The organism is Mycobacterium sp. IS-3022, from assembly GCF_001500065.1.
In the GTDB taxonomy this organism is placed as follows: domain Bacteria; phylum Actinomycetota; class Actinomycetes; order Mycobacteriales; family Mycobacteriaceae; genus Mycobacterium.
Window position 1 is genome coordinate 75433 of sequence record NZ_LQIN01000010.1, and the last position, 8831, is coordinate 84263.

General features: G+C 67.5%; 9 protein-coding genes and 1 pseudogene. 7 read left to right on the forward strand and 3 right to left on the reverse strand.

The annotated features are described in order from the left end of the window. The gene (locus AU188_RS08880; RefSeq protein WP_059163358.1) at positions 1-1143 is read left to right on the forward strand and encodes an acyl-CoA dehydrogenase family protein; all 1143 of its coding nucleotides are present in this window, start codon (positions 1-3) and stop codon (positions 1141-1143) included. A gap of 66 nt (positions 1144-1209) precedes the next feature. On the opposite strand, the gene AU188_RS08885 is transcribed toward AU188_RS08880, so the two are convergent. After that, positions 1210-1953 carry a fasciclin domain-containing protein gene (locus tag AU188_RS08885; protein WP_059163359.1) on the reverse strand — a complete coding sequence of 248 codons (744 nt, stop codon included), beginning with the start codon at positions 1951-1953 and terminating at the stop codon, positions 1210-1212. A 170-nt stretch (positions 1954-2123) separates the two neighbouring features. On the opposite strand from AU188_RS08885, the gene AU188_RS08890 reads away from it, so the two are divergent. Genes AU188_RS08890 through AU188_RS08900 form a run of 3 tightly spaced genes read left to right on the forward strand, consistent with a single transcriptional unit; the run spans position 2124 to position 4550 of the window. Next, complete coding sequence (locus AU188_RS08890) at positions 2124-2648, forward strand: gamma carbonic anhydrase family protein (RefSeq protein WP_059163383.1); 525 nt, start codon at positions 2124-2126, stop codon at positions 2646-2648. Positions 2649-2682: 34 nt separating this feature from the next. Then, the gene (locus tag AU188_RS08895; protein ID WP_059163360.1) at positions 2683-3831 is read left to right on the forward strand and encodes an NAD(P)H-binding protein; all 1149 of its coding nucleotides are present in this window, start codon (positions 2683-2685) and stop codon (positions 3829-3831) included. Then, positions 3828-4550 (forward strand): CPBP family intramembrane glutamic endopeptidase, encoded by a 723-nt coding sequence (locus AU188_RS08900; protein ID WP_059163361.1) that lies wholly within the window; start codon positions 3828-3830, stop codon positions 4548-4550. The genes AU188_RS08895 and AU188_RS08900 overlap by 4 nt, the downstream gene beginning before the upstream one ends. Here the strand turns inward: AU188_RS08900 and tet(V) are convergent, their stop codons facing one another. Both tet(V) and AU188_RS08910 read right to left on the reverse strand, forming a co-directional pair. Continuing rightward, a complete protein-coding gene (tet(V), locus tag AU188_RS08905) occupies positions 4551-5798 on the reverse strand; it encodes a tetracycline efflux MFS transporter Tet(V) (protein WP_172799444.1) in 1248 nt (415 codons plus the stop codon). 153 nt (positions 5799-5951) lie between these two features. Then, positions 5952-6773: an enoyl-CoA hydratase gene (locus tag AU188_RS08910; protein ID WP_059163363.1), complete on the reverse strand. Its 822-nt coding sequence runs from the start codon at positions 6771-6773 to the stop codon at positions 5952-5954. Positions 6774-6860: 87 nt separating this feature from the next. Here AU188_RS08910 and AU188_RS08915 point away from each other — a divergent pair, with 87 nt between their 5' ends. The 3 genes and pseudogenes from AU188_RS08915 to AU188_RS25725 all read left to right on the forward strand — a co-directional run. Continuing rightward, positions 6861-7952, forward strand: coding sequence for a CaiB/BaiF CoA transferase family protein (locus AU188_RS08915; RefSeq protein WP_059163364.1), 1092 nt, complete (start codon positions 6861-6863; stop codon positions 7950-7952). Positions 7953-7972: 20 nt separating this feature from the next. Further along, positions 7973-8725 (forward strand): 3-hydroxyacyl-CoA dehydrogenase, encoded by a 753-nt coding sequence (locus tag AU188_RS08920; RefSeq protein WP_059163365.1) that lies wholly within the window; start codon positions 7973-7975, stop codon positions 8723-8725. Next, positions 8725-8831 (forward strand): annotated as a pseudogene (locus AU188_RS25725) (nitronate monooxygenase); the annotation flags it as partial. The gene AU188_RS08920 and the pseudogene AU188_RS25725, both read left to right, overlap by 1 nt.

Here is an 8831-nt window from a genome sequence, read left to right on the forward strand (position 1 = left end):
GTGAAGAGAGCTATCTACGACGCCGAGCACGAGGCGTTCCGGGAAACCGTGCGGGAGTACATCGAACGCGAACTCATTCCCAATCAAGAGAAGTGGGAGACCGAGCGCATCGTCGACCGGTCGGCGTACACCGCAGCCGGCAAGTACGGGCTCATCGGATTCAACATGCCCGAGGAATACGGCGGCGGCGGCTCCGACGACTTCCGGTTCAACGCGATCATCGACGAGGAGATGGCCCGCTCCGGCGCACACGGACCGGCGCTGAGCCTGCACAACGACGTCGTCGGGCCGTACTTCAAGGACCTGACCAACGACGAGCAGAAGCAGCGCTGGCTGCCCGGCATCACCAGCGGGGAGACCATCATCGCGGTCGCGATGACCGAGCCCGGCGCGGGCAGCGACCTGGCCGGCATCCGCACCTCCGCGGTGCGCGACGGTGACGACTGGATTGTCAACGGCTCCAAGACATTCATCTCGTCGGGCATCAACTGTGACCTCTGCGTGGTGGTGGCCCGCACCGATCCGGAAGCCGGCCACAAAGGCTTCACTCTGCTGGTCGTCGAGCGCGACATGGAGGGCTTCAGCCGCGGCCGCAAGCTCGACAAGATGGGCCTGCACTCGCAGGACACCTCGGAGCTGCACTTCGAGAACGTCCGGGTGCCCGCCGCCAACGTGCTGGGCAAGGAAGGCCGCGGCTTCTACCACCTGATGACCAACCTGCCGTCGGAGCGGTTGTCGATCGCGATCTCGGCGATCGCCGGGGCCCGCGCGGTCTGGGAGGAGACGCTGCAGTATGCCAAGGACCGCAAGGCATTCGGCCAGCCGATCGGCAGCTTCCAGCACAACCGGTTCCTGCTCGCCGAGATGGACACCGAACTCGAGGTCACCGAGAACTACATCGACCGCTGCCTGCGCGCCGTTGTCGACGGTGAACTCACCGCGGTCGAGGCGGCCAAGGCCAAGTGGTGGGCCACCGAGGTGGCCAAGAAGGTGGTCGACAGCTGCGTGCAGCTGCACGGCGGCTACGGCTACATGATGGAGTACCGCGTGGCGAGGGCCTACGTCGACGGGCGCATCCAGACGATCTTCGGTGGTACCACCGAGATCATGAAGGAGATCATCGGCCGCGACTTGGGCATCTAAGACGAGTGGATTCGGTGTGGTTGGTTGCGGTGGGCGCAACCAACCACACCGAAATCGCGAATAGCGTCAGCCGATCGGCGCGTCAGCGGCAGGCGTCGGCTCGGCCGGCTCGGTCGTCGCAGTGGTCGTAGTCGTCGTAGTCGTGGTGGTCGACGTCGCGGACGGCGTGACCGCCGCCGGCGCCTTGGCCGGGTCGAGCACCGTGTCGATCAGGTAGATCCGGGCGTTGGCCGCCTGAATCCCACCGCAGACCACCTTCGCGGTGTCGTTGATCTTGATGTCGGCGTTCTCACCGGTCACCTTGATCTCCGCACCCTGCTGGGTGGGCCGCTGACCCTCGACATCCTTGGGCCCGAGGACCCCGAGGAACACGTGGTAGTAGGCGAGGTCCGTCAGCGCGGCCGGGTTGGCCTTCAGCGCGTCCAGCTGGGCCGGCGGCAGCCCCGCGAACGCCTCGTTCGTCGGCGCGAACACCACGTACGGGCCGTTCTCCAGGACCGGCACGACGTTGACCGCGGGGTTGAAGCCACCCGAGATCGCGGAGTAGAAGGTGCTGGCGTCCGGGATGGCTTGCAGCGCCTGTCCGACCGGCAGGGTGTTCAGCGATTTCCAGTTGGGCACCGCCTCTTTGAACGCGTCGCAGCCCGACCCCTCCGGATTCGGGATTTCGATCACCGCGGTGGTGGTCGGCTCGGCCGGCTGCGCGGGCGCGGGCGGATCGGCGTATGCGGTGACGGCCAGCGGCACCGAGAGCGCCATCGCGGCGATCCCGGCCGTGGCACCGATGGCTTTGCTGGTGCGGGTCTTCACTTACGGCTCCTCGGCTAGACAGGTCGCAAGGGATGTTAGAGGCAGGGCCGCGCCAGTGCCAAAGTCCTCACCGCGCCGAACCGTCGCCGCAAGCGTCTGACCTGCGCATTGCCAATCTGCCCACACGCTGCCGTCTCGTCGGCTGACGGCCGGTGAATACGATGACGCGCATGCCCGAGCCGCTGATCGTCGCCATTCGTGGCCGCACACCGTCGCTGCACGCTGAAGCGTGGGCGGCGCCGAACGCGAGCCTGATCGGTCAGGTGACGCTCGCCGCACGGGCCAGCGTCTGGTACGGCGCGACGTTGCGCGCGGAGGCCGAACCCGTGGACATCGGCTTCGGCACCAACATCCAGGACGGCGTGACCATCCACGTCGATCCGGAGTTCCCGGTCAGCATTGGCGCGGAGGTCAGCGTCGGGCACAACGCCGTCCTGCACGGCTGCGTCGTCGAGGACGGAGCGCTGATCGGCATGGGCGCGGTCATCCTCAACGGCGCGACGATCGGCCAGGGCTCGCTCATCGCCGCGGGCGCGGTGGTGCCTCAGGGATTCATGGTGCCGCCGCGCACACTGGTCGCGGGCGTTCCGGGCAAGGTGCGACGCGACCTGAGCGACGCCGAGGTCGCGCACAACCGGCACAACGCGCAGGTGTATCAGCGGCTAATCGATCTACACCGCGACGCGACGATCTAGATTCCGTCGGGACCGATCCGGGTACAGCCGTACCGTGAAACGTGTGCGCACCCTGGTGACCGGCGCGACCGGTTATGTCGGCTCCCGGCTCGTCGACGCCCTGCTGTCGGAGGGTCATGACGTCGTCGCGGCGAGCCGAAACCGTGACAGATTGGCCGATTTCGGTTGGCAGGACCGCGTCACCGCCGTCGAGTTGGACGCGCACGACGAGGCCTCGGCGCGGTCGGCGTTCGCCGATGCCGGGCCGGTCGACGTCCTCTACTACCTCGTGCACGGCATCGGGGAACCCGATTTCCGGGACGCCGACAACCGTGCGGCGGCCAACGTGGCGCGGGCCGCCAAGAGCGCCGGTGTCCGGCGGATCGTGTACCTGGGCGGGTTCGTGCCGGATGGCGACGATCTGTCCGAGCACCTGACCAGCCGCGCCGAAGTGGCCGAAGCGCTGCACATCGACGGCGGTGCCGATGTGGTGTGGTTGGGCGCGGCGATCATCCTCGGGGCGGGGTCGACGTCGTTCGAGATGCTGCGCTATGTCGGCGACCGGTTCGTGGTGTTCCCACTGCCGTCGTGGTCGGCGAACCCGATCGACCCGATCTCGATCTGCGACGTTCTGCACTACCTCATCGCCGCCGCGGACAGCGATCGCGTGCCCGCGGGAGCCTACGACATCACCGGCGCGGAAACGACGTCCTACGCCGAGTTGCTTCGGACCTATGCGCGGATATCCGGCAAGTGGCGGGCTGCACTGCCGGTCGACGGCGTCGACACCGGGCTGGTGTCGTGGGTGACGGCGGCGGTGTTGCCCGTGCCGGGAGGCTTGGCGGCGGATCTGGTTCAGTCCCTTGATCATCCGATGATCGCTTCGGAGACGCGGCTGCGCGAGCACGTGCCCGACCCGCCGGGCGGATTGGTCAGCATCGACGATGCGATCAGGCGGTCCCTGGGCAGCCGCCGGCGCAAGCCCGTCGACGAGCTCACCGACCCGCACCACCTCGCCGACACCGACCCCGACTGGGCCGGCGGGGACACCCTGCGCCTGAAGCAGGTGGCCGGTGCGGTGACACCCGGGATCGTCCGGCCGGCGCTCGGACTCATCGGCGGGGTGCCCGGACCGGTTGCCGGAGTGGTCCGCACCGGATTGGACACGCTGCTCAACCTGGTGCCCAAGGTGAGCCCGGCATGACGGAGTCGACGCAGACGCGCGCCGGACTGCTGCAGGAGGTCCGCGAGATCGCGACCGCCGTCGCCGTTCCGCACCACGAACCGCCCGCCGTCATCAGGCGCAGACGGATCGTCGTCGCCGTCGTGCTGGTGATCGGCGCTGCGCTGCTGGGGTATTCGCTGGCCCGGCCGCCCGGTGACGACTCGTTCTACTGGCTGACGCTGGCGCTGGCGGGGGTGTGGGCCGTCGGCGCCTTTCTGTCCGGACCCCTGCACCTGGGCTGCGTGAGGTTCCGCGGCCGAAACCAGCGGCCCGTGATCACCGGCACCGGTGTCGGGTTGGCGTTGGGCGCGGCGTTCGTCATCGGCGGTCTGATCGCGCGCGAGATTCCCGGTGTACGCGAATACATCACCCGGGTATTGGAATTCGCCGATTATGGACCGCTGTTGCTGGTGGTGTTCATCACCGTGGTCAACGGTCTGGCGGAGGAGATGTTCTTCCGCGGCGCGATGTACACAGCACTGGGTCGCGTTTACCCCGTGTTGATCTCGACCGCGCTTTATGTCATCGCGACGTCGGCCACCACCGGCAACCCGATGCTCGGCTTCGCCGCGATCATCCTCGGCACGATCTGCGCGCTGGAACGCCGAGCGACCGGCGGCATACTCGCACCGATGCTCACCCACTTCTTCTGGGGGCTGGTCATGGTGCTCGCGCTGCCACCGATCTTCGGCGTCTAGTCAGCGCAACGGGTGGGCCAGCTCGTCGCGACGCATCCCGGCCGCCCCCACCGCGACCGCCGCCACCAGTACGGGGACGATGCCGGCGACGAGGAAAATCGTCTGCATCGAAACGACTTTCGACAGCGGACCCACGATCGCGAATGACACCGGCATGAACGCCAGCGAGACGAAGAAGTCGAGACTCGACACGCGGCCGAGCATGGCCGTCGGCACCCGTCGCTGGAGCAGCGTGCCCCAGATGACCATGCCCGCGCCGTCGGTGAACCCGATGACGAACGTCGCGGCCGCCATCACCGGGAACGACGTGGTGAAGCCGAACACGATGAGCGGGATGGCGCCGAGACTCCACATCGCCAGCATCACCGACAGATAGCGGCGCGGCATCCGGCCCGACGACACCGTCAACGCGCCGAGGGCGCTGCCCGCACCGAAGAACGCGAGGATGAACCCGTACATCCGGGCGCCGTCGGCGAAGCGGTCCTTGGCGATGAATGGCAGCAACACCTCGATCGGTCCCAGCACCACCAGCACGAAAATGCTCGCGAACAGCAGTGTCCACAACAGCCACGGGGTTCCGAGTACAAACACGAAGCCGTCGCGCAGATCACGCAGTACATGCGGGTGCTCTTGTGGTGCAGGGGTTTTCATGGCCGGCCGGGTCGCGATGAGCAGCAGCAGACCGACGGCGAACAGCACGGCCACCGCCACGGCGCCCAGCGCGGGGAACGTCGCACCGATGAGCACGCCCGCCACGGCCGGGCCCACCGCCCGCTGGAAGACCGGACGCACCACGCCTTCGACACCGTTGGCCGCGAGCAACTGCTCCGGCGGCAGGATACGCGGCAGGATCGCGCTGTAGGCGGGGAAGAAGAACGCAGCCGCGGTGCCCAGCGCGGCCGCGCCCACCGCCAGGTGCCAAATCTGCAGAGCGCCAAGCAGTCCCAGTACCGCGATGGCCGACGAGGCGAACACATTGACCGTCTCGACCGCGATGATGATCGCACGTTGGTGGAATCGGTCGGCGGCAATCCCGCCGATCAACACGAACGCGACCAGGGCGGCGGCGAAGCACGTCGTCACGATCGACAGCGATACGGGATCGTTGTCGAGTTCGATGACCTGCATGGCCAACACCACCGCGAACATGCCGTCGGCGAAGATCGACAGTGAAACCGCCGCGATCAGCAGGCGGTACTCGCGAATCCGGAACGGTGCGAGCACGCGCCACCCGCCGGCGTTGTGCACCGGCTGTTGGATGTCGAACTGCGTACTCACCCGTCGATGGTTGCCGACGCGCGGCCGCCGAGTCCACCGATTTTTCTTGGCGCGAGCAGACGCGAAGTGCCTGAAAACCGGCCGCAAATCCGGACAGTTTGCGTCTGTTCGCCCTTACAAGGGTTAGAAGTCGGAGAAGTTGGCGTGCCTGCGCTGCTGGAAGGCCTTGGTGCCTTCGCGGAAGTCGTGCGAATCGAGAAGCGACAGCTGGCCCTGCTTTTCGCGTTCCAGCGCGCCTTCGAACTCGGTGAGCGTGGCGGCGTTGATCGCGTGCTTGGTCTTGCACAGTGCGACCGCGGGACCGGACTTGAGCGTCGCGATGACCTTGTCCACCTCGGAGTCGAACTCGGCGGCGGGGTGGACCGCGGTCACCAAACCCCAGTCGTAGGCCTGGTCGGCCGGGATGCGTTCGGCCAGCAGCGCCATCCGGGTCGCGCGGATGCGTCCGATCGCCGCGGCGATCAGCGCCGATGCGCCGCCGTCGGGCATCAGGCCGATCTTGGTGAACGCCAGCATGAAAAACGCCTTCTCCGAAGCCAATACGACGTCGGAGGCCAACGCCAGCGATACCCCGACACCGGCCGCCGGACCGTGCACCGCGGCCACCACCGGTTGCGGCAGGTTCACGATGGCCCGAACCGCACGGTTGGCGGCGTCGAGCACGTCGGCCGGTGTCCCGTTCGCGCCCGGATTGGCGTGGTCCTCTTCGCTGATGCCTGCGCCCGAACAGAATCCGCGGCCGGCACCGCCGAGACGCACGACCTTGACCCTCGAGTCGGACGCCGCCTGGTTCAGTGTGTCGGCGATGGTCGCGAGCATCGGTTGGGTCAGCGAGTTGAGGCTGTCGGGCCGATTCAGCGTCACCGCGAGCAGACCGTCGGTGAGGTCGACCGACAGTGCGTCGATTCCGGTATATGTGGGTGCGCCCGAATCGAGGGTTGTCATGGCTGCACCCTAGAACCGGATGACTTGGTTATACAAGTAAGCTATGTCGGCGATCGAGGCGTTCGCCCGGACGGAAGGCGGTTGAGCATGGCGGGACCACTGCACGGACTGCGGGTCATCGAGCTGGCGAGCATCGGGCCCGGGCCGCACGCCGCGATGATTCTCGGTGACCTCGGGGCGGACGTCGTGCGCGTCGAACGGCCGGGCAAGCTCGGCGGGGTTCCGACCAGCAAGCGCGAAGCCACGCTGCGCAACCGGCGTTCCGTCGCCGCCGACCTCAAGAGCGATGAGGGTCGCGAGCTCGTGCTGCGGCTCGTCGCCAAGGCCGACGTGCTGATCGAGGGGCTGCGCCCAGGTGTGACCGAGCGACTCGGACTGGGCCCGGAGGACTGCGCGAAGGTCAACGAGCGGCTGATCTATGGGCGCATGACCGGATGGGGCCAGACCGGGCCCCGCCGCCTGCAGGCCGGGCACGACATCAACTACATCTCGCTCAACGGCGTGCTGCATTCGATCGGCCGGGCGGGGGAGCGGCCCGTCCCGCCGCTGAACCTGACCGGTGACTTTGGCGGCGGCTCGATGTTCCTGCTCGTCGGGATCCTGTCCGCGTTGTTCGAACGGCAGACGTCGGGCAAGGGCCAGGTGGTCGACGCCGCGATGATCGACGGTTCCAGCGTGCTGGCGCAGATGATCTGGGGCTTCTTGCAGGACGGCCTGTGGGTCGACCAGCGTGGCGTGAACATCCTCGACGGCGGGGCGCCCTACTACGACACCTACACCTGCGCCGACGGCCGCTACATCGCCGTCGGCTGTATCGAACCGCAGTTCTATGCCGCTTTCCTCAAGGGCCTCGGCATCGACGGTGAAGACCTGCCCGACCAGAACGACATGAGCCGCTGGCCGGAATTGCGCGAGCGGTTCAGTGAGGTCATCGGCGCCAAGGACCGCGACCACTGGGCCAAGGTCTTCGCCGACAGCGATGCCTGCGTGACACCCGTGCTGTCGTTCTCCGAGGTGGAGTCCGAGCCGCACGTCACCGAGCGCAACACCTTCTATCGCGACGGCGACCATCTGCAGCCGATGCCCGCGCCGCGGTTCTCCCGCAGCGTGCCCGCCGCACCGACGCCGGCAGGGGAAGCCGGAGCCGACACCGAAGCCGTCTTACGAGACTGGGTCTGAACAGAAAGGAACACCGAAAAGTGGAGATCAAGGACGCCGTAGCCGTCGTCACCGGTGGAGCCTCGGGCCTCGGCCTGGCCACCACCAAGCGCCTTCTGGACAAGGGCGCGTCGGTGGTCGTCATCGACCTCAAGGGCGAGGACGCTGTCAAAGAACTCGGCGATCGCGCCCAGTTCGTGGAGACCAACGTGACTGACCCCGATGCGGTGGCCGCCGCGCTCGACGCCGCCGAGAAGATGGGCCCCCTGCGTATCAACGTCAACTGCGCGGGCATCGGCAACGCGATCAAGACGCTCTCGAAGGACGGGCCGTTCCCGCTCGACGGGTTCAAGAAGGTGATCGAAGTCAACCTGATCGGCACGTTCAACGTGCTGCGGCTCGCCGCGGAGCGCATCGCCAAGACCGAGCCGATTGACGGCGAGCGCGGCGTCATCGTCAACACCGCCTCCGTCGCGGCGTTCGAGGGCCAGATCGGTCAGGCCGCGTACTCGGCGTCCAAGGGCGGTGTGGTCGGCATGACGCTGCCGATCGCGCGTGACCTGTCTCGTGATCTGATCCGCGTCTGCACCATCGCACCGGGTCTGTTCAAGACCCCGCTGCTGGGCTCGCTTCCCGAGGAGGCGCAGGCCTCGCTGGGCAAGCAGGTTCCGCACCCGGCCCGCCTCGGCGATCCCGACGAGTACGGCGCGCTGGCCGTGCACATCGTGGAGAACCCGATGCTCAACGGAGAAGTGATCCGGTTGGACGGCGCGATCAGGATGGCGCCGCGCTGATGACGATCACGACGAAGTTCACCGAGACTTTCGGGGTCGAGCACCCCGTCGTGCAGGGCGGGATGCAGTGGGTCGGCCGCGCGGAACTCGTTGCGGCCGTGGCGAA